The organism is Nonomuraea longicatena (assembly GCF_039525605.1).
GTDB lineage: Bacteria > Actinomycetota > Actinomycetes > Streptosporangiales > Streptosporangiaceae > Nonomuraea > Nonomuraea longicatena.
Window position 1 is genome coordinate 111,453 of the sequence record NZ_BAAAHQ010000041.1, and the last position, 23,401, is coordinate 134,853.

The 23,401-nt window shown below is 70.0% G+C and carries 24 protein-coding genes; 15 read left to right on the forward strand and 9 right to left on the reverse strand.

All coding sequences use genetic code 11. The annotated features are described in order from the left end of the window. Window positions 1–68 precede the first annotated feature (68 nt). Complete coding sequence (locus ABD120_RS32060) at window positions 69–1,931, reverse strand: acyl-CoA dehydrogenase family protein (RefSeq protein WP_343953962.1); 1,863 nt, start codon at window positions 1,929–1,931, stop codon at window positions 69–71. 59 nt (window positions 1,932–1,990) lie between these two features. After that, window positions 1,991–2,665: a nitroreductase family protein gene (locus ABD120_RS32065; RefSeq protein WP_343953963.1), complete on the reverse strand. Its 675-nt coding sequence runs from the start codon at window positions 2,663–2,665 to the stop codon at window positions 1,991–1,993. Window positions 2,666–2,759: 94 nt separating this feature from the next. On the opposite strand from ABD120_RS32065, the gene ABD120_RS32070 reads away from it, so the two are divergent. From ABD120_RS32070 to ABD120_RS32080, 3 genes are all read left to right on the forward strand, one after another. Next, window positions 2,760–3,263: an Lrp/AsnC family transcriptional regulator gene (locus ABD120_RS32070; protein ID WP_343953964.1), complete on the forward strand. Its 504-nt coding sequence runs from the start codon at window positions 2,760–2,762 to the stop codon at window positions 3,261–3,263. Between the two features lie 9 nt (window positions 3,264–3,272). Beyond that, entirely contained in the window at window positions 3,273–3,833 is a 561-nt protein-coding gene (locus ABD120_RS32075; RefSeq protein ID WP_343953966.1) for a DUF1697 domain-containing protein, read from the forward strand. Between the two features lie 73 nt (window positions 3,834–3,906). Then, entirely contained in the window at window positions 3,907–4,866 is a 960-nt protein-coding gene (locus ABD120_RS32080; protein ID WP_343953967.1) for an isopenicillin N synthase family dioxygenase, read from the forward strand. A gap of 146 nt (window positions 4,867–5,012) precedes the next feature. Here the strand turns inward: ABD120_RS32080 and ABD120_RS32085 are convergent, their stop codons facing one another. Further along, window positions 5,013–5,930, reverse strand: coding sequence for a polysaccharide deacetylase family protein (locus ABD120_RS32085; protein ID WP_343953968.1), 918 nt, complete (start codon window positions 5,928–5,930; stop codon window positions 5,013–5,015). 249 nt (window positions 5,931–6,179) lie between these two features. Here ABD120_RS32085 and ABD120_RS32090 point away from each other — a divergent pair, with 249 nt between their 5' ends. Beyond that, entirely contained in the window at window positions 6,180–6,905 is a 726-nt protein-coding gene (locus ABD120_RS32090; RefSeq protein WP_343953969.1) for a GntR family transcriptional regulator, read from the forward strand. On the opposite strand, the gene ABD120_RS32095 is transcribed toward ABD120_RS32090, so the two are convergent. Next, the gene (locus ABD120_RS32095) at window positions 6,902–8,302 is read right to left on the reverse strand and encodes an amidase (protein ID WP_343953970.1); all 1,401 of its coding nucleotides are present in this window, start codon (window positions 8,300–8,302) and stop codon (window positions 6,902–6,904) included. The two genes, ABD120_RS32090 and ABD120_RS32095, sit on opposite strands and share 4 nt — an antisense overlap. Before the next feature lie 167 nt (window positions 8,303–8,469). Here ABD120_RS32095 and ABD120_RS32100 point away from each other — a divergent pair, with 167 nt between their 5' ends. The 4 genes from ABD120_RS32100 (at window position 8,470) to ABD120_RS32115 (ending at window position 11,452) form a co-directional block, all read left to right on the forward strand. Then, entirely contained in the window at window positions 8,470–9,072 is a 603-nt protein-coding gene (locus ABD120_RS32100; RefSeq protein ID WP_343953971.1) for a TetR family transcriptional regulator, read from the forward strand. Further along, window positions 9,069–9,980, forward strand: a complete 912-nt coding sequence (locus ABD120_RS32105) for an SDR family oxidoreductase (protein ID WP_343953972.1) — start codon at window positions 9,069–9,071, stop codon at window positions 9,978–9,980. The genes ABD120_RS32100 and ABD120_RS32105 overlap by 4 nt, the downstream gene beginning before the upstream one ends. An 88-nt stretch (window positions 9,981–10,068) precedes the next feature. Next, window positions 10,069–10,272 (forward strand): hypothetical protein, encoded by a 204-nt coding sequence (locus tag ABD120_RS32110; RefSeq protein ID WP_343953973.1) that lies wholly within the window; start codon window positions 10,069–10,071, stop codon window positions 10,270–10,272. A 202-nt stretch (window positions 10,273–10,474) separates the two neighbouring features. Then, window positions 10,475–11,452 (forward strand): RNA ligase family protein, encoded by a 978-nt coding sequence (locus ABD120_RS32115; RefSeq protein WP_343953974.1) that lies wholly within the window; start codon window positions 10,475–10,477, stop codon window positions 11,450–11,452. Here ABD120_RS32115 and ABD120_RS32120 read toward each other — a convergent pair. Beyond that, window positions 11,434–12,210 (reverse strand): hypothetical protein, encoded by a 777-nt coding sequence (locus ABD120_RS32120; protein WP_343953975.1) that lies wholly within the window; start codon window positions 12,208–12,210, stop codon window positions 11,434–11,436. The genes ABD120_RS32115 and ABD120_RS32120 overlap by 19 nt on opposite strands. Further along, window positions 12,210–12,719, reverse strand: coding sequence for a SigE family RNA polymerase sigma factor (locus ABD120_RS32125; protein ID WP_343953976.1), 510 nt, complete (start codon window positions 12,717–12,719; stop codon window positions 12,210–12,212). The genes ABD120_RS32120 and ABD120_RS32125 overlap by 1 nt, the downstream gene beginning before the upstream one ends. A gap of 79 nt (window positions 12,720–12,798) precedes the next feature. Here ABD120_RS32125 and ABD120_RS32130 point away from each other — a divergent pair, with 79 nt between their 5' ends. The 4 genes from ABD120_RS32130 (at window position 12,799) to ABD120_RS32145 (ending at window position 16,751) form a co-directional block, all read left to right on the forward strand. Further along, window positions 12,799–13,524: a helix-turn-helix transcriptional regulator gene (locus ABD120_RS32130; protein ID WP_343953977.1), complete on the forward strand. Its 726-nt coding sequence runs from the start codon at window positions 12,799–12,801 to the stop codon at window positions 13,522–13,524. Window positions 13,525–13,594: 70 nt separating this feature from the next. Continuing rightward, entirely contained in the window at window positions 13,595–14,140 is a 546-nt protein-coding gene (locus ABD120_RS32135; RefSeq protein WP_343953978.1) for a hypothetical protein, read from the forward strand. A gap of 267 nt (window positions 14,141–14,407) precedes the next feature. Further along, on the forward strand, window positions 14,408–15,727 hold the full coding sequence (locus ABD120_RS32140) for an aspartyl protease family protein (RefSeq protein ID WP_343953979.1): 1,320 nt from the start codon (window positions 14,408–14,410) through the stop codon (window positions 15,725–15,727). A gap of 64 nt (window positions 15,728–15,791) precedes the next feature. Beyond that, on the forward strand, window positions 15,792–16,751 hold the full coding sequence (locus ABD120_RS32145; RefSeq protein ID WP_343953980.1) for a threonine ammonia-lyase: 960 nt from the start codon (window positions 15,792–15,794) through the stop codon (window positions 16,749–16,751). Here ABD120_RS32145 and ABD120_RS32150 read toward each other — a convergent pair. Then, window positions 16,733–17,938, reverse strand: coding sequence for an MFS transporter (locus ABD120_RS32150; RefSeq protein WP_343953981.1), 1,206 nt, complete (start codon window positions 17,936–17,938; stop codon window positions 16,733–16,735). The genes ABD120_RS32145 and ABD120_RS32150 overlap by 19 nt on opposite strands. Before the next feature lie 104 nt (window positions 17,939–18,042). Here ABD120_RS32150 and ABD120_RS32155 point away from each other — a divergent pair, with 104 nt between their 5' ends. Further along, window positions 18,043–18,948: a helix-turn-helix transcriptional regulator gene (locus ABD120_RS32155; protein WP_343953982.1), complete on the forward strand. Its 906-nt coding sequence runs from the start codon at window positions 18,043–18,045 to the stop codon at window positions 18,946–18,948. A 74-nt stretch (window positions 18,949–19,022) separates the two neighbouring features. Here the strand turns inward: ABD120_RS32155 and ABD120_RS32160 are convergent, their stop codons facing one another. After that, window positions 19,023–19,580, reverse strand: coding sequence for a TetR/AcrR family transcriptional regulator (locus ABD120_RS32160; protein WP_343954044.1), 558 nt, complete (start codon window positions 19,578–19,580; stop codon window positions 19,023–19,025). 96 nt (window positions 19,581–19,676) lie between these two features. Here ABD120_RS32160 and ABD120_RS32165 point away from each other — a divergent pair, with 96 nt between their 5' ends. Further along, window positions 19,677–20,570, forward strand: coding sequence for a TIGR03620 family F420-dependent LLM class oxidoreductase (locus ABD120_RS32165; RefSeq protein WP_343953984.1), 894 nt, complete (start codon window positions 19,677–19,679; stop codon window positions 20,568–20,570). Window positions 20,571–20,756: 186 nt separating this feature from the next. On the opposite strand, the gene ABD120_RS32170 is transcribed toward ABD120_RS32165, so the two are convergent. Continuing rightward, window positions 20,757–21,143 (reverse strand): AQJ64_40280 family protein, encoded by a 387-nt coding sequence (locus ABD120_RS32170; protein WP_343954045.1) that lies wholly within the window; start codon window positions 21,141–21,143, stop codon window positions 20,757–20,759. Window positions 21,144–21,586: 443 nt separating this feature from the next. On the opposite strand from ABD120_RS32170, the gene ABD120_RS32175 reads away from it, so the two are divergent. Next, a complete protein-coding gene (locus ABD120_RS32175) occupies window positions 21,587–23,377 on the forward strand; it encodes a hypothetical protein (RefSeq protein WP_343953985.1) in 1,791 nt (596 codons plus the stop codon). Window positions 23,378–23,401: the final 24 nt, after the last annotated feature.

Genomic DNA, 23,401 nt, shown 5'->3' on the forward strand with positions numbered 1-23,401 from the left:
GCAGCCGGTCTATACCGGGTCGTCTCGATTTGAAAACATCGACGCCGTACCGGTCTAGACCGCCGGAGTCAGGTGATGCGGCGCCGGACCGACTCGCCGCCGTCGGGCGTGCCGATCCACGGGCCCTCGATCGACGGGTCGAGGATGCCCTCCTCGACGAAGTCGTAGCGGCCGTCGAGGACGTGCCCGGCCAGGCGGGACTCGGCCGCGTCGTTGTTGTCCCACAGCAGCGAGAACAGGGTCCGGATGCGCCGGGCCGCCTGGAGGCAGAAGGTGTCGGCCAGCTCCTGCGGGCGGCGGCCGAGGTCGCGGGCGTCCTCGTCGGCCTTCACACACACCGAGGTCATCGCGTACAACTCGGCGCCGATGTCCACGATCCGGCCGAGGAACGCCTGCCTGTGCTCCAGCCCGGCCTGCCAGCGCGACATGCCGTAGAACAGGGACCTGGCGAGCTTCCTGCTGGTCCGCTCCACGAACCGCAGGTGCCGGGCCAGCGGCCCGAAGTCCTGGTACGCAGCAGGCAACGTGCCCGAGCCCGCCACCAGCGTCGGCAGCCACCTGGCGTAGAAGGCGGCGGCGTGCTTGAGCGCCTCGGCGCGCTCGTGCCGTGAGGCGTCCGGGTTGACCAGTTCGCCGGCCGCGCTCAGATGGGCGTCCACGGCCTCGCGGGTGATCAGCAGGCGCATGATCTCCGAACTGCCCTCGAAGATGCGGTTGATCCGCGAGTCGCGCAGCATCTGCTCGGCGGGCACGCCGCGCTCGCCCCTGGCGGCCAGCGACTCGGCGGTCTCGTAGCCCCGGCCGCCCCTGATCTGGACCAGTTCGTCGAGCACCGTGTACGAGTGCTCCGTGGCGTACAGCTTGGCCAGCGCCGCCTCGATGCGGATGTCGTTGCGCTGGTCGTCGGCCAGGCGGGCGGTCAGCTCGCTGACCGCCTCCAGCGCGTACGCCGTCGCCGCGATGTAGGCCACCTTGGTGGCCACGGCCTCGTGCTCGCCGACCTTGCGCCCCCACTGCACCCGGGCGTTGCACCACTCCCGGGCGATCTTCAGCGCCCATTTGGCGCCGCCCGCGCAGGTCGCGGGCAGCGACAGGCGGCCGGTGTTCAGCGTGGTCAGCGCGATCTTCAGGCCCTCGCCCTCACGGCCGATGAGGTTCGCGGCCGGAACCCTGACGTCGCGGAACTCGGTGACGCCGTTCTCGATGCCGCGCAGGCCCATGAAGGTGTTGCGGCGGTTGACCGTGACGCCGGGGGAGTCGGCCTCGACCACGAACGCGCTGATCTTCTCGCCGGTGCGGGCCATGACGACCAGCAGGTCGGCGACGACGCCGTTGGTGGTCCACAGCTTGGTGCCGTTGAGGAGGTAGTCGTCGCCGTCGCGGACGGCGGTCGTGGCCAGCCGGGCCGGGTCGGAGCCGACGTCCGGTTCGGTCAGCAGAAACGCCGAGATCTCGCCCCTGGCGCAGCGGGGGAGGAAGGCCCGTTTCTGCTCCTCGGAGCCGAAGAGCTTCAGCGGCTGCGGCACCCCGATCGACTGGTGCGCCGACAGCAGCGTCGCGAGGGCCGGGCAGTACGAGCCGACCAGCATGAGCGCGCGGCAGTAGTACAGGTACGGCAGGCCCAGCCCGCCGTACTCCTCGGCGATCGTGATCCCGAACGCACCCAGGCCGGCCAGGCCCTTGACCACGTCGTCCGGGATCACGCCGGTGCGCTCGATGAGCGCCGGGTCCACGTGGGCGTGCAGGTATCGCCGTACGGACCTGACGAACTCCTCGCCCTTGGCCTGCGCCCGCGCGGGCACGGCGGGGACCTGGGTGACCAGACCGGGCTGGAAATCCCCGAGAAACAGCTGTTTGGCGAAACTCGGGCGAGCCCACTCCGCCTCGCGGGCCTGCTCGCCGAGTTCCCTGGCCTTGGCGTAATCGGTCATTTGCCCCTTCTTCCCCGTCTATGGGTGGTGTACCAAGACCAGGGGCGCTCCAACCGGCCTCAGCCGAACCGCACCAGAGCCTCGGCCAGCGGCTTGCGGTCCAGGTCCGGCACCTCGGCGTCGGAGGAGGGGAATCCGACGGGGAACAGGATGTAGGGCCGCTCGGCGGCCGGGCGCTCGCAGATCTCGGTGAGGAAGGCCATCGGGTTGGGCGTGTGGGTGAGCGTCGCCAGGCCCATCGTGTGCAGCGCGGTGATGAACAGGCCGCAGGCGATGCCGACGCTCTCGTTCACGTAGTAGTGCCTGATCCGCTCGCCGTCCGGGCCGGTGCCGTACTTCTGCGCGAAGCACACGACCAGCCACGGCGCCACCTCCAGGTAGCGCTTGTCCGAGGTGGTCTCCAGCCGGGCCAGGGCCGCGCGCCACTCGGGCGGCAGCCGGCCGCCCTCGTAGTTCTGCCGTTCCTCGGTCTCGGCGGCCTCGCGCACCCGCCGCTTGAGTCCGGGGTCGCCGATGGCGACGAACGTCCACGGCTGCTGGTGCGCGCCGGACGGGGCGGTGTTCGCGGCCATCACCGCGAGTTCGACGCACCGGTACGGCACCGGCTCGTCGCTGAAGAACCGGACGCTGCGCCGCCGCTCGACGTGGGAGTAGAACCCCGTGCCGCGCCGGATCATCTCCTCCGGGTCATACCGTTCCGGGGTGTAAGGGACGAAGGGATGCTGGTGCTCCATGAGAACCGCAGTCTCGGTACCACCCGCGATCCTGGCAACACCCGCCCGCCTATGCTGCCGATCTGACAGCCAACCCGCCCTCAGGGAGTCGAATATGCCGGCACGGCGCAGAGGACTGGACCCGCTCGACCTCCGGCTGCTGCGCCTGCTTCGCGAACGTCCGCGCAGCGGGCTGCTGGAGTTCGCCCGCCTGCTGGGCGTCGCCAGAGGCACGGTCCAGGCGCGACTCGACCGGATGGGCGACGACGGGGTGATCACCGACTTCGGCCCCAACCTCTCCCACGCCGCACTCGGCCACCCCGTGCAGGCGTTCACCACGCTGGAGGTCGAACAGGGCTCCCGCGAGCTCATCTCCAGGGCACTGGAGGCGATCCCCGAACTGCTGGAGGCGCACATCGTCACCGGGCCCGGCGACGTGTGGTGCCGCATCGCCGGGCGCGACCACGAGCACGTCCAGCGGGTCATCGACGGGATGCTGAGGATCGACGGAGTCCGGCGGAGCACCACCGTGATCGTGCTGTCCACGGTGGTGCCGCACCGGGTGGAGCCCCTGGCCCGCGCGAGCGTGTTCGATAGCGCTGCCTTAACCCAGCGCTAAAGTGTGCGGATGGGGACGATGTACGCGGCGCTGCTGAGGGGCGTCAACGTCGGCGGCAGCCGCCGGGTGCCGATGGCGGAGCTGCGCGATCTCCTCTCCGGCCTGGGGTTCGAGCGGGTCCAGACCTATCTGGCGAGCGGCAACGCCGTCTTCGCCGCCGCGACGGGCGACGAGCGGGAACTGGCGGCGCGCATCGGCGCGGCCGTCGAGCGGCGGTTCGGCTTCCCGGTGGACGTGCTGGTCCGCGATCACGCCTACCTGAAGGCCGTGGTCGAGGGCTGCCCGTTTCCCGCCGACCGGCTCGAAGGCAGGCAACTGCACGTCACCTACTTCGCCGAGCCGGTGACCGGCGAGCACTTCGGGTCGCTCGACGCGGCAGCGTACCTGCCGGAGGAGTTCCGGCTGGGTGAGCGCGCGCTCTACCTGTACGCTCCCGACGGGCTGGGCCGCTCCCGCCTGGCCGACGTGCTGGCTCGGCACGCGCCGGTCAAGGGCGTCGTCGCCACCACCCGCAACTGGAACACCGTCGCCAGGCTCGCCGAACTCACCGAGGACTCCACCCCGGGTTGAGGCTTCCTCCGCCGTGACCACCGGCATCGCGCGCCGAGGTCTCCGGGGCCGGTTCAACGGAATGCTGGAATCCATGACCTCCGTCACCATGGTCGACGGCTACGTGCCGGTCATCGACCTGTCCTCCAGAAACCGCCCCCAGGGCCGCCGGGCGCTCGCCGCCGCGATCGGCGGAGCCTGCGAGACCTCGGGATTCTTCGTCATCGTCGGCCACGGGGTGCCGACCGATCTGGTCGGCCGGATGCACACGGTCACCGACGCCTTCTTCCGGCTCCCCGAGGACGGCAAACGGCCGGTGGCCCACCGTCCCGGATTCTCGGGGTTCCGCACGTCGGGCGGCACCACCGCGCGCAGTCTCGACCAGCGGACGCCACCGGACCTGTGCGAGTCGTTCGCCGTCCACTTCACCGGCGAACTCGGTGATCGCGAGCGGGCCGCGCTGGGCGAGCACGACGCGCCGTGGAAGCTGGCCAATCTCTGGCCGGAGGTGCCCGCCGGGTTCAAGGCGACCTGGCAGGAGTACATGGCCGTGCTGGAGGAGCTCTCGCGCGACCTCCTGCGGTTGTCCGCGCTCGCGCTCGGCCTGGACGAGCGCTTCTACGACGCGAAGTTCGACCGGCACGTGTCGTCGCTGGTCGCCAACTACTACTACCCGCAGGTGGAGCGGCCGCTGCCGGGGCAGCTGCGGCGGGGCGCGCACACGGACTTCGGCGGGCTGACCGTACTCCACCAGCAGGACGACCTGGGCGGGCTGCAGGTGCTGCAGGGACAGGAATGGCGGGACATCCGGGCGATTCCCGGCAGTTTCGTGGTCAACATCGGCGACCTGATGGCGATGTGGACCGGCGGGCGCTGGGTGTCGACCATGCACCGGGTCGTCAACCCCGAGCAGGGCGACACCTCCTCGCGCCTGTCCCTCCCGTTCTTCTACCAGCCTGACCACGACGCGCTGGTCGAGCCCCCTGGCGCGGCCGCCGTCGTCGCGGGCGACTGGATGGCGGCGAAGCTGCGGAAACTGTTCGCCGTGGACTAATCCGGGCGGATGTCGAGCCGTACCCGGTTGGCGTGGCCGCCGGTACAACGGCCCGGCGGAGGGTCGGAGTTCCCCGGACATGAACAGGCCCCGCTCGGGCGGAAGACCGAGCGGGGCCTGTCGTTTCGCGGGTCAGTTCAGTTCAGTCACACGGGGCAGAGACCGGCGTTGGACCACACGTCGTTCGTGCCTGGTGTGTTGTTCTGTGTCCACCATTTCGCGGTCCACTTGCGACCGGCATGGGTGACGGACTGGCCGCCTGTGTACACCTGGGTGGGTGACCAGGCGGGGATTCCGGTGCAGTTCACCGCGCCGTTGAGGTCCTGCGGCACGTCGAAGAACCACCCGGCGGCCTTCAGTTCGGGCAGCAGCACGCGGACGGCGCTCACGGTCTGCTCGCGCACGCCGCCGGCGTCGTGAAGCAGCACCACGCCGGTGTCGCGCAGGTTGGTGCGGACGCTCTGGGCGATGGCGTCAGCGCCGGGAAGGGCCCAGTCGCGCGGGTCGACCGACCAGCCGACGGAGGTCATGCCGAGCTCCTGCGCCACGTCGGGCGAGGCGCCCCACTCGCCGTACGGCGCGCGGTAGTACTTGATCACGGCGTTGGGGACCGCGGCGCGGATCGCGTTGCTGGTCCTGGTCAGGTCGGCGCGGATGTCCGCCACGGGCTTGGTCTGCATGCTGTCGTGCTGCCAGCTGTGGTTACAGAGGGCGTGGCCTTCAGCGTTGATTCGGCGGACGAGGTCGGGGTACTTCTCGACCTCGGTACCCACTAAGCAGAAGGTCGCCTTGAGCTGGTTCTGCGCGAGCAGGTCGAGGACTTGCGGCGTGTAGGTCGGGTGCGGCCCGTCGTCGAAGGTGAACGAGACGGCCTTGCCGTCCCTCTGCGTACGGGTGACGACGGGAGCGGCCGCAGCAGTCGTGGTAGAGGCGCTCGGAGCACGGTCATAGGAACGAACCGCAGGTTCAGGTGTGGAGGTCGCGGACGCGGTGGTCGCGGCGAGCGTCGCCGATGCCAGAGCGGTCACCATGACAGCGGCCACTCTTGTGACAACAGAGAGCAAGATCAACTCCTTTGTGAAACATGATCGCCTGAGTTAGAAAGTAAAGTAAACTAACTAATGAAACAACCCCCCTTAGGGGTCGCCAATTGGTCTGAGAAGTGTCGGCACTCACCTGATCTACAGCCATCGGCTCCGACTTTCACCTGGTCAACCTGGCAAGGAGCGACGCATGTGCACAGCACACGGAGAAGGCCGCATATCGAAGAAGATGTCCGAAAATCGGGGTCGACGACACGGGGAGTGATCACCATGGGCCGACAACACCGGACTCTGGCGGTCCAGGTGCGCGATCAGCTCCGCACGATGGTCGCCCAGGAGGGGCTCGGGCCCGGCGACCGGCTGCCTTCGGAGAACGACCTCATCGCGCTGTTCGGCGTGGGCCGTACCAGCATCAGAGAAGCCCTCAAACTGCTCGAACAGGAGGGCCTGATCCAGGCCAGGCACGGTGACGGCCGCTACCTCACCTCACAGCCCAGCCTGGAGCGCCCGCTGACCCGCCTCGCGGGCACCACCGACATGCTGGCCGAACGCGGGTACGGCGCCAGCACCGTCGTCCTCGACCTCGCCGTCAAGGAGCCCACCCGCCGGCAACTCGACCTGCTGCGCCTGTCGCCCGGCGACACCGTCGTCCGGCTCGAACGCCTCCGGCGGCGCGACGGCGACGTGCTCGTCCACTCGACGGACCTGTTCCCGAGGGCGCTCATCCCGTTCCCGCTCGGCGAGGTGGACTGGACCGGGTCGTTGCTGGAGGTCCTGGCCGCCTACGACCACGTGGTGGAGTACGCGGTCACGCAGGTCAGGGCCGTGACACTGGCCGACGAGCAGGCCGCGCGGCTCGGCGCGGACGCGGGGGAGGGCGCCTGGCTGATGCTGACCCAGACGCACCATGACAGCTCCGGCCGCCCCCTGCTCCACTCGGTGGACTGCCACCGGGGCTCCGACTTCGCCTTCCACCTGGTCCGCCGCCGCGACTAACGGGGGGTGATCGGGGTCAGCGAAGTGGTGCGGGCCTCGATCGCCTCGGCGGCGTCCAGACATAGATCCTCACGAAAACGCGGCCCGATGATCTGGACGCCCTGAGGCAGCCCCTCGGCCAGGCCGGTGGGGACGGCCACCGCCGGAAGCCCCAGGAGGTTGACGGTCCACGCCATGCGCAGGGACGCCGGCCACCCGGCGAGCCGGTCGGCGTCGAGGTCGGATCCCACGGCGAAGGCCGGGCCGGTGCGGATCGGCGCGAGGACGAGCGGGGCCGTGCTCATCCACGCCATCCAGGCACGCGCGATCGAGGCGCGTTCCATCATGGGATCGAAGGCCGCCTGGCCGGCCGCCAGGTTCCAGTGCGGCTCGTACCGCTCCCAGAACCGGACGAAACCCTCGGAGGCCACCGACTCGACCGGCGGCTGCACCTCGTGCACCCGGCCGTAGGCGGACATGAGCTGCACGAAGATCTCCCCGGCCCGCACCAGGGCCGGGGCCGGGCTCTCCGTCACGACGTACCCCGCGTCGGACAGCCGCTCCGCCGCCTGGCGGAGGGCGGCGGCGACGCCGGGGTCCAGCTCGGGGCCGTCCGGGTCGGTGGCGAGCCAGACCCGCACGGGTGCCGGAACCGGGGGACCGGAAAGGGGCGCCGGCACGTGCCAGGGATCCCCGCCCTGGTCCGCGCACATGTGGGCGAAGGCCAGGCGCAGATCCCGCACGCTCCGGGCGATCGGCCCGTGCACGGCCAGCAACTGGAACCCGAACGGCGTCGGCCTCGGCGGCAGGCCGACCTGGGCCACGCGCCCCAGCGACGGCTTCAACGCGGCGACGCCGCAGCACTGGGCGGGCCAGCGCAGCGAGCCGGCTCCGTCGTTGCCCAGTCCCAGTGCCGCCATGCCGGTGGCCACGGCCACGGCGTCGCCGCCGCTGGAACCGCCGGGTGTGTGCGCGGCCGACCACGGGTTTCGGGTGGCGCCGCGTAGTTCGTTGTCGGTGTGCCAGCGCATGCCGAACTCCGGCATGTTGGTCCGTCCGATCGGGACGGCCCCGGCCGCGCGAAGCTCGGCGACGTGCGGTGCGTCGGCGGCGGCGACCGCGTCACGCAGCGAGACGATGCCGAGCGTCGTGGCGGACCCCGCGACGTCGATGTTCTCCTTCACGGTCACCGGGACCCCGCGCAGCGGGCCGACCGGCGTGCCCGAGCGCAGGTCCCGGTCTACCGCGTCCGCCGCCCGCAGCGCCTGCTCGGCCAGGACGGCGGTGACGGCGTTCACCCGAGGATTGACCTGGGCGATCCGCCGCAGATGTGCCTCGACCACCTCGCGGCTCGACACGGTGCGAGCTTGGACCTGCCGTGCCAGCTCCCATGCCGACATCTCCCATAACTCCGACATCGCACCCCTTCCTCGTTGCCGTATCGAGGAATCTAGGGGGCATCGTCACAAAATTGCAGTCTTGTGTTCACAGCCCGTGTCCGCCGCCGACCTCCCGGCCGGTGACTTGCCTTCCGGAGATCGGGGCCGTTTAATAAATGAACGAGCATTTATTAATGGAGGGGACGATGGCGGGGCGCCCTCGGGGGATCGGCGACAGGGAGATCTTGCGCGCGGCGGCGGAGGTGATCGGCCGGGTCGGCCCCGCGAAGCTGACGCTCGCCGCAGTGGCGCGGGAAGTCGGGCTGGTGCCCGGCACCCTGGTCCAGCGGTTCGGCTCCAAGGGCGGGCTGCTCCTCGCGCTCGGCGAACAAGCCGCCGAGGACGCCGACGCGATGCCCGGACGGGTGCGCGAGGAGCGAGAAACGGCACTGGACGCGTTGGCGTCGCTGGTCGCGGGGTGGATGGAGCCGATGAACACGCCGGAGCGCTTCGCCAACCATCTGGCCTTCCTGTGCATGGACCTCACCGACCCGGGGCTCCACGCCCCCGCCCTGCGTGTACATCTGGCCCAACGCCGGGCCGTGCAGAGTCTCCTGGCGGAGGCCGTGGAAACGGGTGAACTCCGCCCCGGCGTGGACGTCGTGCCGTTGGCCCGGTCCGTGCAGGCCGTCAGCGCGGGCGCCGGACTGACCTGGGCGCTTGAGCGTCGCGGAACCCTCTCCCAGGCGGTCGCCCACGAGCTCGACACGTTGCTCCGCCCGCACCTCGCCCCTTTGGAGGAAACATGACGATTCAGGCGCGATCACTGGCCGGAAGGGTGGCTCTGGTCGCCGGAGGCACCCGTGGCGGCGGGCGCGGCATCGCCGTCGAACTCGGCGCCGCCGGAGCCACGGTGTACGTCACCGGCCGCAGCAGCGCCTCCGGACGCTCGGATCTGGATCGTCCTGAGACCGTCGAGGAGACGGCCGAGAAGATCACCGCCGTCGGTGGCGTGGGCGTCGCCGTCCGCACCGACCACAGCCGGCCGGAACAGGTTCAGGCCCTCGTCGACCGGATCGCGGCCGAACAGGATGGACGGCTCGACATCCTGGTCAACTCCGTGTGGGGCGGCGATCCGCTGACCGACTGGGCGCATCCGCTGTGGGAGCAGGACCTGGAGAAGGGGTTTCGGCTGCTCCGCAGGGCCGTCGACACACACGTGATCACCAGCCGGTTCGCGCTGCCGCTGATGGTCGCGAGGAGGAGCGGCCTGGTCGTGGAGGTCACCGACGGCAACACCGCCCGCTATCGAGGCTCGTTCTTCTACGATCTGGCGAAGTCCTCGGTGATCCGGCTCGCGGTCGCGCAGGCGGCCGAGCTGAAGCCGTACGGGGTCGCGGCGGTGGCCCTCACGCCGGGGTTCCTGCGCTCGGAGGCGATGCTGGATCATTTCGGCGTCACCGAGGCCAACTGGCGTGACGCGGTGGCCAAGGACCGGCATTTCGCTCATTCGGAGACCCCGGCCTACCTGGGGCGGGCGGTGGCCGCGCTGGCCGCCGACCCCGGCATCATGGCCAAGACCGGGCGTGCCCTCGCCACCTGGGGACTGTACCGGGAGTATGGGTTCACCGACGCCGACGGCACCCAGCCCGACTTCGCGGCCTACTGGGCCGAGGGCTTGGAAGCCGAGTACGGGCCGCTCGGGGATCCGATCTAACTCTACACGCGGTAGTACTACAAATAGTAGAGTTCAGGCATCATCGTGGGAGCGGGAATCGTCGGCCTGGCCGCCGCCAGGGGTCACCGTGCTCGAACGGGCACCCGCCCTGCGGGACGGCGGCGGCGCCGTCATCCTGTGGGACAACGGCGCCGCCGTGCTCCGCGACCTCGGCATCGACGCCGAGGAGATCGGATACCGCCTCGACGGCACCGGGTGGCGCGGGTCGACGTCAGAGGGCCCACCGACCGGTTCGGGACCCCGGCCGTCTGCGCTCTGCGCGGCACCCTGATCCACCGGCTACGGCCGCGCGTGCCGAATCACCGTTACGGCCCAGCCACGCCCACCCGCCACCCGCCGTCCCCGGCGCGCGTGCGCAGGCGCCCGCCCCTCGCCGTGACGGCGCCCCGCCGCGACGACTCCGCCCTTGCCCGCCCTCCGGCGAAACCCGCTGTCCTGGCTGATCGGTTCGCACCTAGCATGAGGGCTCAGCTATGGACGTCGATTGGCCCGTTTACCCGAAGATGCCGCGCCGGGCGGGCCCCACCCCGCCCTCCGGCGGCCGGTGGGTCGCCACGGAGAAGATCCACGGCGCCCACCTCGCGGTGGTCTGCACCGAGGAATCGGTGCGGCCCGCCAAGCGCCGTACCTTACTGTCCGAAGCCGAACTCGACTCCTTCTTCGGCCTGTCGCGCTGCTGGCCCGCCCTCGCGGTCACCGCCGCCGACCTGGCCCGCCGCCTGCGGGAGGCCGAAGGCTCCGACGGCACCGTCATCCTCTACGGCGAACTCGCGGGCGGACACTACCCCCACCCGCACACCCCGTCCCCGCCCGGCGTCCAGCCGGTGCAGACCGGCGTCTGGTACCACCCCGACCTGATCTGGGTCCTCTTCGACGCCGTCCACACCTCCGGTGACACCACCGTCTGGACGGCGGACGCCGCCCTGCGCCGGGCAGCCGCAGAGGCGGGCGTCCACTGCGCCCCCGTCCTGGCCGAAGGCAGCCTGGCCGCCGTGGGCGAGCGGGCACCCGCCTTCCCGAGCCTGCTGCCCGCCCGGTTCGGGCTCCCCGCGCTGCCGGACAACCTGGCCGAGGGCCTGGTGCTCAAACCCGCCGACCGGTGGACGGCCGCCGCGCGTCCGGTGATCAAAAACAAGCATCCCCGGTTCGCCGAGGACGCCCGCTACCAGGGCTCCCGCCCCTACGAGCCGCCGGAGGAGGGTGCGGCGGGTGTCCCTGGCTGGCTCGTGGCCGAGGCCGCCCAGCGGCTGACCCCGAACCGCGCGGCGGCGGCAATGAGCAAACTCGGCCCCGCCGTCCCAGCCGAGGTCCTGGCCGAAGAGATCCTCACCGACCTGCTCACTGACCTGGAGGAGGACCTCGGCGGCCTGGACCCCGCCCACCTCACCGCCCTGCGGCACACCCTGGCCGCCGGTGCCGGAGTCCTGGCCGGTCAGTACTTGACCCGCTGAAGTGTGTCGCCGTTCGCGTCCATGAACAGGAGAGTCACCGCTTTGCCGCGAGAGGGATATCGCACGGCCCACCCCCAGAGCCGGGTGCCGACGCCCTTGGCGACCGTTCCCCGGAACTTCCGTCCGTCCTCGGTCACCGCCACCACCTGGTGGACCCCGGTCTTGGCGATGCCGTAGACCGCCCTGCCGGAATCGGGTTTCCTGGCCTCCTCGCGGATCAGCCTCCGCAGTGTTTTCTCAGAGGCCCCCTGCTCCATTCTCCGAACCTCGGCAGGGGTCCGGCGGCCATGGCTCATTCCCTGCGGACGGGCGAACTCATCAGCGGTGAGCGGCGGATAGCTGGCACAGCCGGTACCGCCGGACGTCGTCCAGGTCGCGCACAGCACCGGCCCTCCGCTGCGAGGCGCTTTGGCCAGCCATATCCAACCAGGTAGATCCGGAACCGGAACCACCTCGCCCAAGGGCGAATACTTCTTCTTCATAGCCCGGTGGCCGACGCTGGACGGCTCCTTCACCGGGGTCGCGGACGAACTGGTGCGCACCGGTTCCACGACAGAGGCGGTGTCCGCTCGCGGTACTTCCGGCACCACGAGCCGGGCAGCAGTCACCCCGACGGACATCGCCAGGGCCGACGCCGCGACCACGGCGTACCGGCGTCTGAGCGTCCGGCGTCCGACGGCGACGGCGCCGCCCACGTCCACCCGGGCGGGCGGCTGCTTCTCCCGGGCCAGAGCGTCGAACAGGTCCTTGGCGTCCATCAGCGCTCCTCCATGCTCGGCAGTCGTGAGTCCTCCACCCCGAGGACCGACCGCAGGGTGGCCAGCCCCCGGGAGGTCTGGCTCTTGACGGTTCCGGTCGAGCACCGCAGCGTGTGCGCGGTCTGCTCGACACTCAGATCGCAGTGGAAACGCAGCACCAGCGTGGCGCGCTGGCGCGGCGGCACGGCGGCCAGTGCCCGGCGCAGGTCCATGGCCAGGTCGCGGTCCCCTTCGGCGGACGGCGACGCGGGTGGCGCGGCCGTCAGCCGTACCCGGGAGAACCAGGAGGTCCGCTGCTCGGCGAGAAAGACCCGCACCAGGATCGTCCGCACGTAGGCGTCGAGGTTGTCGGCCGCGCGCGCCCGGCGCCACTTGACGTACAACCGGGTGATCGCCGCCTGCACCAGGTCGTCGGCCCGGTGCCAGTCCTCGCAGAGCGGGTAGGCGATCTGCCGCAGCCACGGCAGCCGCTCGCTCACATAGGCCGTGTACTCCTCATCGAAGCTCATACGGCTCCTCGGAAAACAGCTTCACGCCACACTGATGGGCTCTGCCCGTCCGGAGGTTGCACCGGCGACAATCTCACCTGTGGACGAGAGCGCGTCGCTGGCCCGGATCGCCCGGCGGCTGGAAGAGGTCGTCGGCGAACTGCGGGGCATCCCCGTGGAGGTCGAGCGGCTGGAAGACAGGGACCAGGTCAACGAGCAGATCGCCCGAGCCGTACGGTCGGCGACCGAACTGCGTGCCATGCACCCGGTCGGACCGACCGGGACCGGCAGGCAGGAGCAGCACAGCAGGCGCAGGGTGCTCGACGCCCTGGAACGCGGCATGACGATGCGCACCGTCGTCCAGGCGGGCCTCCTCGACGACCCGCGCAAGCTCGCCCGGATCAGGGAACTGCACGCCGCCGGAGACCTGCACCGGATGATCGACGAGCCGATCCAGCAGTTGCTGCTGTTCGACCGGACGGTGGCGTTCGTACGGATCACCCCGGTCGCCCTGGCGCCCGGCGCGTTGATGGTCAGGCAGCAGGGGCTGATCGCCGCCCTCGCCGACCTGTTCGAGCAGACGTGGTCCAGGGCGCGGGAGATCGCCGCGCCGTCCCCGCGACTGAGCCCGCGCGAGCGCGAGGTGCTGGCCCTCATCGCCGAGGGACGCTCCAACAACGCCGTCGCCCGCGCCCTGTCGATCACCGAGGCGGCCGTGGGCAAACACGTGGCGAGCATCTTCGCCAAGCTCGACCTGCCCGCGACCGAGGACGACAACCGGCGCGTGCTGGCGGTGCTCGCCTACCTGCGCGGGGCGGCGAGGTAGGGCCAGCTCTACCCGGACCTCGCTCCAGCCCCCCTGCGGACGCGATGCCGCCGGGGCTTCAATGACTGACATGCGACGATTGAGTGGATTGCTGGTGGGCGCGGTGGGCGGCGCGATCTTCGTCCTCGTCAACGCCCAGAGCCCGTTGGCCGGGCCGGTCGTGGGCGTGCTCCGGGTGCTCGCCTGCGTGGCGGCGGCGAGCGTGCTGGCCATGTGGTTCAAGGCGGCCCGCGAGGAGCGCCGCAACCCCGGGACGCCGGAGGGGCGCACCATGGTCAACCGGGGATACGTGCTCGTCGTCGTGGCCGAGGTGATCCTGCTCTTCGGCGGCCTCCAGGTGCTCAGGGCGCTCGACCAGCCCGCGGAGATGAACGTCGGCTGGGTGGCGCTGGTGGTCGGCGTGCACTTCATCGCGCTGGCACCGGCTTGGAAGACGTGGAGCATCGCCGTACCGGGGACCGTCCTGGCCATGCTCGGCGTCGCCGGGATCCTGATGGTGCTGGCGGGCTCGCCGGCCTGGGTGCCGTTCGTCAGCGGAGTGCTGTCGGGCGTGGCACTCCTCACCCTGACCGTCACCTACGGCTGGCGCACCCTCTCGGAACTCACCCACCGCTGACTCGTTGCGCCTCGGACGTGGTGGGGCTGAATTGTGCCTCACTACGTCCGCTGGATATCCGCTGGCTGATTTATTTCACGCGGTTCTTTCGCCCAACGACTGTTTCAGTCGGAGTGTGATGTACCTCCGCGAGACTTACCGGGAGTTAACAACGGAGTGGATTTCCTGGCTCAGGTCCGACGACAAGGTTGATTACCAGACGCGGGGCAGGTGGCGGATTCCGCTGCGACCGCGCTGCTGGGATCGCCATGACCTCAGGAGCCGACTGTGCGCAATTCCTCGGGACTCAACCGACGCCGATTTTTGGGACTGGCCGCGGGGGTGGGCGTGGCACTGCCGCTGCTCGACACGGGCGGCGCGCATGCCGCGTCGCCGTCCGCCGGCGACCCCGACAAGCTTTTCAAGGACGGCCACTTCAAGCGCGCCGAACACGGATACCGGCGCCTGCTCAAGGAGAACGCCGACAACGCGCACGCCGCCGCGCAGATCGGCTACATCGCGCTGCTGTCCAACCGGTTCGCCGACGCCGAGAGATTCCTCAGGCGGGCCGTCGCCCTGAAGCCCGACGACGAATTCTCCCTCTACCAGCTCGCGGACTGCTTCGTCCGCCAGGACAGGCTGGCGGCGGCCGTACCCTGGCTGCGCAGGCGCGGCGAGCTGACCGGGTCGCAGACCGATCTCGCCCACGCCAAGCTGTACGAGACGATCCAGGGCACCCCGTGGCAGGTGCACGGGCCGCAGTCCACCCGGATCCCCTTTCTCGGGCTCGAACCCCTGCCGCACATGGAGATCTCCGTCAACGGCACGGCGCCGAGGACCTTCCTGCTCGACACGGGGGCGACGACGGCCGGGCTCAGCATGCGACTGGCGAAAGAGGCCGGGCTGGAGGTGATCTCCGAGAGCACGGGAAGGGCAGACGGGCAGCAGTTCAAGATGTACTACGGCATCGCCAGGTCGGTGCGCATCGGCGACCTGGAAGTCCGCAACGCGCCCGTCCACTGGAACGAGGCCGACCGTCCGAACCTGCCCGACGGCACCGAGGCGGAGGGCACGATCGGCACCGTGCACTTCTACCATTTCCTGACCACCATGGATTACGGCCACCGGCAGTTCGTCATGCGTCGCAGAACCGCCGCCAACCGGCGTGCGGTCCGTGCCGAGGTGGCCCGGCTCAAGGGCGAGACCCTGCCGCTGTGGCTGGCGAAGGACCACTTCCCGTGCACGCTCGGCTCGCTCGACGACTTCGGGCCCCGGGTCGTCACCTTCGACACCGGCGGCCCCGGCCGGGGGATCGGCACCTCCGTCGCCTTCGCCGAACGCGCCGGGATCGAGATGGGCCCGCCCGAGCCGTGGAAGGGCGGGGTGGGGCACCGCATCGCGCCCGAGCGGCTCAGCCTCGGCAGGGCGACGCGGCGGCGGGTCACGGGGTGGGCGGAGGAGAACCCCAGGGTGGGAGCCGGGATGAAGTTCGACACGATCGCCAACTTCACCCACGACTTCTTCAAGCCGTTCGCCATCACCTTCGACTACGACGACATGAACCTGTACATCACCGGCGACTCCATGGACCCGGACACGGGTCGATGAGGGGCTCTTCTCGGCGGTGGACCGGACGAGAGTCGAGAGAGGGGATCTTCTACACTGCCGGGCCATGCAGGAGACGCGCCTCGACACCGCCCGGATCCGGGCGGCCCGCCGGCTGATCGATCCGGTGTTCCTCGACACACCGCTGTACCGCTGCGACGCGCTGGAGCCCGAGCTCGGGTGCGCGGTGAGCATCAAGCTCGAAACCGCGAACCCGGTCCGCAGCTTCAAAGGACGCGGCACCGAGATGGTCGCGAGCCTGCTCGCCGAGCAGGGTTCGCGGGCGGTGGTGTGCGCCAGCGCGGGCAACCTCGGCCAAGCCCTCGCCTGGTCAGGACGCGGCCGGGGGCTGGACGTCACGGTCGTGGCCTCCCGGTTCGCGCCTGCGGCCAAACTCGATCGCATCCGTACGCTGGGCGCCCGGCTGGAACTGGTCGACGGCGACTTCGACCTGGCCCGCGAACGGGCGGCGGACATCGCGCGGCACGACGGCATCCGGCTGGTCGAGGACAGCCTGGACCTTGATACCTGCGAGGGCGCGGCGACCATCGGCCTGGAACTGGTGGACGCCGTCCCGCCGTACGACGCCGTCCTGATCGCCCTCGGTGGCGGTGCGCTGGCCACCGGGGTGGGTCATGTGCTCAAGAGCCTGGCGCCCGGCGTCGAGGTGATCTGCGTCCAGCCGCTGGGCGCCCCGGCGATGACACTCTCGTGGCGGCAGCGGAGCGTCGTCACCACCGACTCGACCGACACCATCGCCGACGGCGTCGCGGGCCGGTTTCCCATCCCGGCCGTTCTGGACGACCTTCTTCTGGTCGCCGACGACGCCGTCCTGGTCAGGGAGGAGTCGATCGTCGCCGGTATGCGGATGCTTCTCGACCATGCCGGGCTCGTCGTCGAACCGTCGGCCGCGCTCGGCATCGCCGCGATCCTCGAAGACCGTGACCGCTTCGCCGACCGGCACGTGATCACCATCGTGTGCGGCGGCAACGTGGACATGGCCGCCTATCACCGCTGGACCAGATGAGAGCAGTCGGGGGACGGCGATCGCCGTCCCCGGACACGCAGGCTCATCGTGAAGACGACGAGTCCGACCAGGCTCATGGCGGCTCCGGCGTAGCTGGGGGCGACGTAGCCGCCGGTGACCTCCAGCGAGGCCGCGCCGAGAAGGCTGCCGAGGGTGGCGCCGGTGTTGAAGGCGGCGATGTTGGCCGTCGAGACCAGCGTCGCCCCCTCAGCGGCGATGGACAGCACCCGGTTCTGCAGGGGCGGGATCAGCCCGAAGCCCGCACAGCCCACGACGAACAGCACCACGACCGTCACCGCCGGGTCATGGGCGAAGAGCGCCTGCGCGACCAGGGCGAGGATGAGCACCGCAAGAAAGAAGGTGATGATTCCGGACGGATACCGCTCTGTGAACCGTCCGGCGGACCAGTTCCCGACGACGAGGCCGACGCCATACACCATCAGCAGCCAGGTCAGGGCGGAGGCCGGGAATCCGGTCACCTCGGTCAGCAGCGGCGCGATGTAGGTGAACGAAGAGAACAGCCCGCCGAAGCCGATGGCCGTCGTCGCCAACGCCACCCACAGTTTCCGCGAGCGGAGGGCCGCCAGTTCGTTCCGCAGCGTCGTGGGCGGCTGGTGCGTACCGGATGGAATGAGCACCGCGATGCCGACGAGGCCGAGCAAGCCGAGCAGGATGACCAGCCCGAACGCGGCACGCCAACCGGCGTGCTGGCCGACGAACGTGCCGAGAGGCATGCCGAGCACGTTCGCGAGCGTCACCCCGGTGAAGACGAACGCGATGGCGGCGGCGCGGCTGCGCGTGGGGACGAGCGACGCGGCGACGACGGACGCGACGCCGAAGTACGCCCCGTGGCTGAACGCCGACACGAACCGGCCGATCATGAGCACGGTGAAGGAGGGGGCGAAGGCGCAAACGAGGTTCCCGGCGAGGAAGACCGCCAGCAGCAGGAGCAGCAGCCGCTTGCGCCGGATCCGGAGCGTGGCAGCGGCGAGCACCGGCCCGCCGACGACGATGCCCGCCGCGTAGCCGGTGGCGAGCAGACCGGCGACGGCGACTTCGACGTCGAACTCGTCGGCCAGGGTCAGCAGCAGCCCATTGGTCATGAACTCGGTGGTGCCGATGGCGAACGCGCTGACGGTGAGTGCGAGCAGCGCCCAGCCCGCGTTCCGCGTTTCAGAGACTTTCACACCACGACACCGTGTACGGCGCGGGCGCGGCCACCCAGCCCCCTGCCATGGGTACACCTGACAGGGACAGCCGGACACGGGAGCGGGACCATACCGTTGAAGGCATGGAACGCGATAGTTTCGGTGCCTTTCTCAAGAGCCGCCGCGACCGGATGACCCCACAACGGGCAGGGTTGCGGACGTTCGGCACCCTTCGGCGCGTCCCCGGCCTGCGCCGCGAGGAGCTGGCGCAGCTCGCGGGCGTCAGCCTCGGCTACTACACGCGCCTCGAACAGGACCAGGCAGGGGCGGCGTCGCCGCAGGTGCTCGACGCCATCGCGCGCGTCCTGGCGCTGGACGAGGCGGAGCGCACCCATCTGCACAACCTCGCCCGCCATCCCGGCAGGAGCGCGCTCACCCGCCCCCGGCCAGAACGTCCGCATCCGAGGGTGCTCGCGCTGTTGGACGCGCTCGACGAGCGGACACCCGCGCTGATCCTCGGACGGCGCAACGACGTCCTCGCCTGGAACGGCGCCGGGCACGCGCTTCTGGCCCCGCACCTCGACGTGGACGCTCCCGCCGATCCTGCCCGTCGTCCGTCCATGTCGAGGCTGTTCTTCCTCGACCCGCACGTGCGCGAACTGCACCGCAACTGGGCCGAGCAGGCCCGCACCCACGTCGCCTACCTGCGGCTGGTCTCCGGCCGCCACCCCGGCGACGCGCGCCTGGCCGAGCTCATCGGCGAACTCGTCATGCGCAGCCCCGAGTTCGCCGCGATCTGGGCACGCGGCCAGGTCGAGGACTGCACCGCCGGAACCAAGCGGCTGCACCATCCGACGGTCGGCGATCTGGACGTCGACTACCAGGTCTGGCTCCAGCCCGACAGCCCCGACAACCGCCTGGAGATCTATACGGCGACACCGGGTTCACCCTCGGCGGACGCCCTGGTCCTGCTGTCCGCCCACACTTCCGCGCCGAAGGCGGCGGAGGTCAGAGCAACACACGGCAGTACAACTGCCGGTCGTGCTTGACCGCCTCCCGCGCGAGGTCGCACAACTCCGTCACGACTTGTGTCACCTCTTTCCCGCTCGTCCGGGTGGATCGTTCACGCGTCTCGACCGGGCGCCGAGGTCGGGTGGTGGGTGCGGAGGCCGTCCAGGGTCAGGGTGAGGAGGCGGTCGGCGCGGGCCGGGTCGGAGGCGGCCTGGGCGATGCCGGTCGTGAGCTCGGCCAGGTCGGTGAAGTCGACATCGGCCCGTATGAAGCCGTCCCGCTGGGCGGGAAGGAGAAGGCGGTCGGCGGCGGCGCGGAGCATGGCCCAGCAGTCGACGCCGGCCGTGGCCGTGGGGCGCATCATCCGGGCGCCCAGCCCCTTGTCGGTCATGGCGTGGGTGGTCAGCAGCCGTAGCCAGGCGAGCAGCGCCTCGCCGGACGGCCTCGACTCGGCCAGTTCCTCCGACTGCTCGCACAATCTGGACAGACGCCCCTGGAAGACGGCGGCGAGCAGCACGTCGCGGGTGGGGAAGTGCCGATAGAGGGTGCCGGGTCCGACGCCGGCGCGGCGGGCGATCTCGTTCAGCGACGCGTCGGGACCTTCCTCGGCGACCACCGCGATGGCCGCCGCCACGAGCAGGTCGCGGTTGCGGCGGGCGTCGGCGCGCATCGTCACGGGAACCTCCGGGCCGGGGTTGAAACGGAGAACTTCTCCGATTATAGTCCCGCACTATCCGGAGAGGTTCTCCGGGTAGTGAGGGGCATCATGACGGACAACGGTCTCGGCAGGATCGGCATCTGGACCTTCGCCTTCGACGGCCGGCCTGCGGCGCGGGTGCGCGACGCGGCGGCCGAGATCGAGGAACTGGGGTACGGCACGCTGTGGTTCGGCGAGGGGTTCGGGCGGGACTCGGTGAGCCAGTCGTGGCTGCTGCTGTCGGCCACCCGGCGGATGACGGTGGCGGCGGGCATCGCCAACATCGCGCTGCGCGACCCGATCACCATGGCCGCCGCCGAACGGGCGATCAACGAGGCGTACCCGGGCCGGTACGTGCTCGGCCTCGGCGGGCATCGGGTCAGCGACGGGCCGATCGAGATGGACGGCTACTCCATTCCCAGCAAGGGCAAGGCCGTGGCCTCCATGAGCGCCTATTTGGCGGCGATGGATGCGATTCCGCTGGGTTCGGCGGCTTCGCCGTACCCGCCGAGGAGGGTGCTGGCGGCGCTCGGGCCGAAGATGCTCGCGCTGGCGGCCGAGCGCACGCTGGGGGCGCACCCGTACTTCGTGCCCGTGGAGCACACCGCGCGCGCCCGGGAGGCCATGGGGCCGGACGCGCTGCTGGCGGTCGAGCAGGCCGTGGTGCTCGACACGGACGTGAGCCGGGCCCGCGAAGTGGCCAGGGAGCACGTCGGCTTCTACGCCGGAGGGGCTCCGCACCAGGTCGCCAGCCTGCGTCGGCTCGGGTTCGGTGAGGACGAGATCGCTCAGGTGGGGCCGAGGCTGGTGGACGCGATCGTGGCATACGGGGACATGGGGGCCATCGAGCAGCGAGTACGCGCACACTTCGACGCGGGCGCCGACCACGTATGCCTACAGGTGCTCACCGCCCGGCCCGGCGAGATGCCGCTGGCCGAGTGGCGGGAATTGGCGGCGCTTTGAGTCTGTACGGAGTCGAGATCACGGGGATTGGCCGCAGCGCTGGAAGAAGCGGCCGGGCTGGGGCGTTCTCGGGGCGGGCTGGCCGGCACAGTCCACCTGTCGGCCGACCGCCGATGCCGTCCGCTGTCGTGAGTGCGTTGTAGCGGCAAGCGTGGCCAGGGCGACGGCGATCTGTTTCCGTTATGCCTACTTACCCAGAGCGTTCGCGCGAGCGGTCTTCGCGTCCTCTCCCGTCAGGTAATCCACAGTCGTATCCGGCAAGGTGGGCAGATAGGCCCAGTGAGTGATCAGCTCGTCATCGTCCTGCGGATTGTCGCCCCCTCGGGCGTAAGGCAGCCGGACGACACCGTCCGAATCGACGAAGCAATCGTGGTACTTACGCTCGTCCTCATCGAAGTGGAGGGTAGTGAAGTACATCGGCCTCACCAGCCAGAATTCCAGCCCAGCGTCTGGATCGCGCTCGTCCGCATCGTCGGAGGCGAAACGGCCGGTGATCGCGGCGGCCACAGGTATCCCGTCCCTTGGAAACCTCTCCCGGCAGTCCACCCACTCCACTTCCGCACGTATGCCCATCTCAGCTCCAATCTTGGTCAAGTACAGCCATCTTCACATGCCTGCCCTCTCTCGTCCGATCATCGCCGCGAGCGGAACGTCTGATGACACGGCCCAGGCAGCGCAGCCTTCGTCCAGCCGACCGGAGCCGGCCGTAGACCGAGCGCGCCGGTAGCGGGCATCGGTTCGACCGCCAGCGCTGAATGCCTCCGTTTCCTCAAAGGAGAACAACTTCCGTTCGGGGCTCAACTTGCCACCGAAAGCCGCCAAACCCCGACAGCGGATCCGGCTATACGACGCGATTCCCGCACATTGCGAAGATCGGAACTCAACCGACCCTGCTTCTCGTGATGGATCATCACGAACTCACGACGATTTGACGTCATCTGTGGTCGCATGCGTGATGCGCCGATAGAGGGGCCTGAACAGGCTATTTATCGAGGTGTCGGATCGGTCGGTCGATCTTGGAAAAGGCACTAAGATCGCGTCCCGTGCTTTCGGATAATTTATGGCGGATTATCAGGATCGGATTACCGAGCCTGCTTCTTGCGGCAGCGGTCGCGGGCTTGGTGCTCGGCGACGCCTGGCTCTGGGCGGCCGTCGAATGGTCGCCGCCGCCCTTCGAGGAATTCTACGGGCGCGACGGCTTCGACACTCGGACGACTGCGGCACTGCTCGTGGCCGCCCTGATGAAGGCCACGTTCCTGTGGTTGATCCTGCGTACCCCCATTCGGGGACCGCTGGACCGCCGGACGAAGGCGCTGCGCCTCCTGCTGTATGTGGCGGTGGTGTACAGCCTCGTGCCGTGGTATCTGATCGGGCTGCTCCCCGACGCGGTCGGCGCGGCACTCCCCCTCGTGCTGTGGACCTCGATCGACGTTCTCTACCTGCTCATCATCCGCTGGCGCTCCCGCGTGTTGCGCGCGGCGGCCGGAGCGATGTTCGCGGTCGAACTGGTCTCGATGGCCAACTATCTGCTCGCCGTGCTCGACCTCCCGGCGTTTCAAGCGGGCCGCATCGTCGGACTGGGCTTCACCTTGAGCGCAGTGGTAGCGACCGTTCTCACGGTCGTCGGGCAGCGGCGCGACGGCCGGTGGAGCCGAGGCACCCAGGTCGCCGGATGGTCATCGGCCGGTGTCATCGTGGTGATGATCCCGGTCGACGGTATCTACTCCAGCGGCAATATGGTAATGCCGGTCATAATGGACATGATGGCGTTCGTGGGCACCGTGTGGATCGCGGCGACCGCCCGTGAACTGGCCGAAGGGGACCGTCCGGCCGGCCTTCCGCCCGCGCGACAACGCGTGATCCGCCTCGCGGTGGCGGCCGTGGTCGTACTGCCGGTCATGACGATGATCCACCCGGAGCAGACCCCGCACTTCACCTACACCGGCCGGTCGCTGGGCTGCTACCACCGGCCCAACTACGGTGACCTGAAACCCGAGGAACGCGATGCCGCGTTCTTGTGCCGGGCGCGGAGCACCGAGGGCGGACGCTCGCCCCTGTTCCCCGACAGCCTGCCGGACCAGACGATCCTCGCGCACGGGCGGGCGCTGTGCCGTGCGAAGGACCCCGGCGAGCAGGCGGCGATTCTGAAGCGGGCCGGGAGCGAGCGGCCCGACGGGGGCATGGACCCGTGGGACCTCGTCTACGTCTGCCCGGAGATCATCGGCCTGAGCCAGCCCGAGTTGCTGCTCTCGACCGCTGAGGAGGCGGCGGCCAGCGCCGCCTACATCGCCGAGGAGAACGCGAAGTGCCGCGACCCGTGGCCTCGGACGAAGGGTGTCGTCCAGGCCACGGCCAAATACTTCCTGTTCGCCGACGGCGACCACGGCTACCTGGTCCACGACCCCGGAGACAAAGCCTCCGAGAAGGCGGTGGAGCGGGCGATGGACAGGGTCTTCGACGACAGCGCCCAGATCGGGGTGTCGGGCAGCGCGGTGCTCGTCGGGCACATCGAGGACGTCATCGATCTGTGCCTGACGGTGAAAGCCTTCCGCTCCGCGCCGCCACTACGGATGGCCGGGTGGCAGCAGGTGACCGAGGTGCCGGTCGTCAGCCCCACCGGTCGGCTCGCCGTACCGGAGATGGATGGAGGGGACGTCGGAGCGGGCGCCCCGATGCCGAACCTGGCGATCGCCGGGAAGGGCCGCTACCGGGTGCGCGTCTACGTGCGGCTCGGCGACGAAGGGGAGGAACACCTGGTCGTCGTGTTCCCGGGTACGTCGAAGAAGCGATTGAAACTGAAGCAGTGAGCGGCCCTCCTGCGGGGAAGCGAC

What these genes read in the sequence shown, in the direction of transcription:
- ABD120_RS32060 (WP_343953962.1), bottom strand. Translation starts at nt 1,931, where the DNA reads ATGACCGATTACGCCAAGGCCAGGGAACTCGGCGAGCAGGCCCGCGAG.
- ABD120_RS32065 (WP_343953963.1), bottom strand. Translation starts at nt 2,665, where the DNA reads ATGGAGCACCAGCATCCCTTCGTCCCTTACACCCCGGAACGGTATGAC.
- ABD120_RS32070 (WP_343953964.1), top strand. Translation starts at nt 2,760, where the DNA reads ATGCCGGCACGGCGCAGAGGACTGGACCCGCTCGACCTCCGGCTGCTG.
- ABD120_RS32075 (WP_343953966.1), top strand. Translation starts at nt 3,273, where the DNA reads ATGGGGACGATGTACGCGGCGCTGCTGAGGGGCGTCAACGTCGGCGGC.
- ABD120_RS32080 (WP_343953967.1), top strand. Translation starts at nt 3,907, where the DNA reads ATGACCTCCGTCACCATGGTCGACGGCTACGTGCCGGTCATCGACCTG.
- ABD120_RS32090 (WP_343953969.1), top strand. Translation starts at nt 6,180, where the DNA reads ATGGGCCGACAACACCGGACTCTGGCGGTCCAGGTGCGCGATCAGCTC.
- ABD120_RS32095 (WP_343953970.1), bottom strand. Translation starts at nt 8,302, where the DNA reads ATGTCGGAGTTATGGGAGATGTCGGCATGGGAGCTGGCACGGCAGGTC.
- ABD120_RS32100 (WP_343953971.1), top strand. Translation starts at nt 8,470, where the DNA reads ATGGCGGGGCGCCCTCGGGGGATCGGCGACAGGGAGATCTTGCGCGCG.
- ABD120_RS32105 (WP_343953972.1), top strand. Translation starts at nt 9,069, where the DNA reads ATGACGATTCAGGCGCGATCACTGGCCGGAAGGGTGGCTCTGGTCGCC.
- ABD120_RS32115 (WP_343953974.1), top strand. Translation starts at nt 10,475, where the DNA reads ATGGACGTCGATTGGCCCGTTTACCCGAAGATGCCGCGCCGGGCGGGC.
- ABD120_RS32120 (WP_343953975.1), bottom strand. Translation starts at nt 12,210, where the DNA reads ATGGACGCCAAGGACCTGTTCGACGCTCTGGCCCGGGAGAAGCAGCCG.
- ABD120_RS32125 (WP_343953976.1), bottom strand. Translation starts at nt 12,719, where the DNA reads ATGAGCTTCGATGAGGAGTACACGGCCTATGTGAGCGAGCGGCTGCCG.
- ABD120_RS32135 (WP_343953978.1), top strand. Translation starts at nt 13,595, where the DNA reads ATGCGACGATTGAGTGGATTGCTGGTGGGCGCGGTGGGCGGCGCGATC.
- ABD120_RS32145 (WP_343953980.1), top strand. Translation starts at nt 15,792, where the DNA reads ATGCAGGAGACGCGCCTCGACACCGCCCGGATCCGGGCGGCCCGCCGG.
- ABD120_RS32155 (WP_343953982.1), top strand. Translation starts at nt 18,043, where the DNA reads ATGGAACGCGATAGTTTCGGTGCCTTTCTCAAGAGCCGCCGCGACCGG.
- ABD120_RS32160 (WP_343954044.1), bottom strand. Translation starts at nt 19,580, where the DNA reads ATGCGCGCCGACGCCCGCCGCAACCGCGACCTGCTCGTGGCGGCGGCC.
- ABD120_RS32165 (WP_343953984.1), top strand. Translation starts at nt 19,677, where the DNA reads ATGACGGACAACGGTCTCGGCAGGATCGGCATCTGGACCTTCGCCTTC.
- ABD120_RS32170 (WP_343954045.1), bottom strand. Translation starts at nt 21,143, where the DNA reads ATGGGCATACGTGCGGAAGTGGAGTGGGTGGACTGCCGGGAGAGGTTT.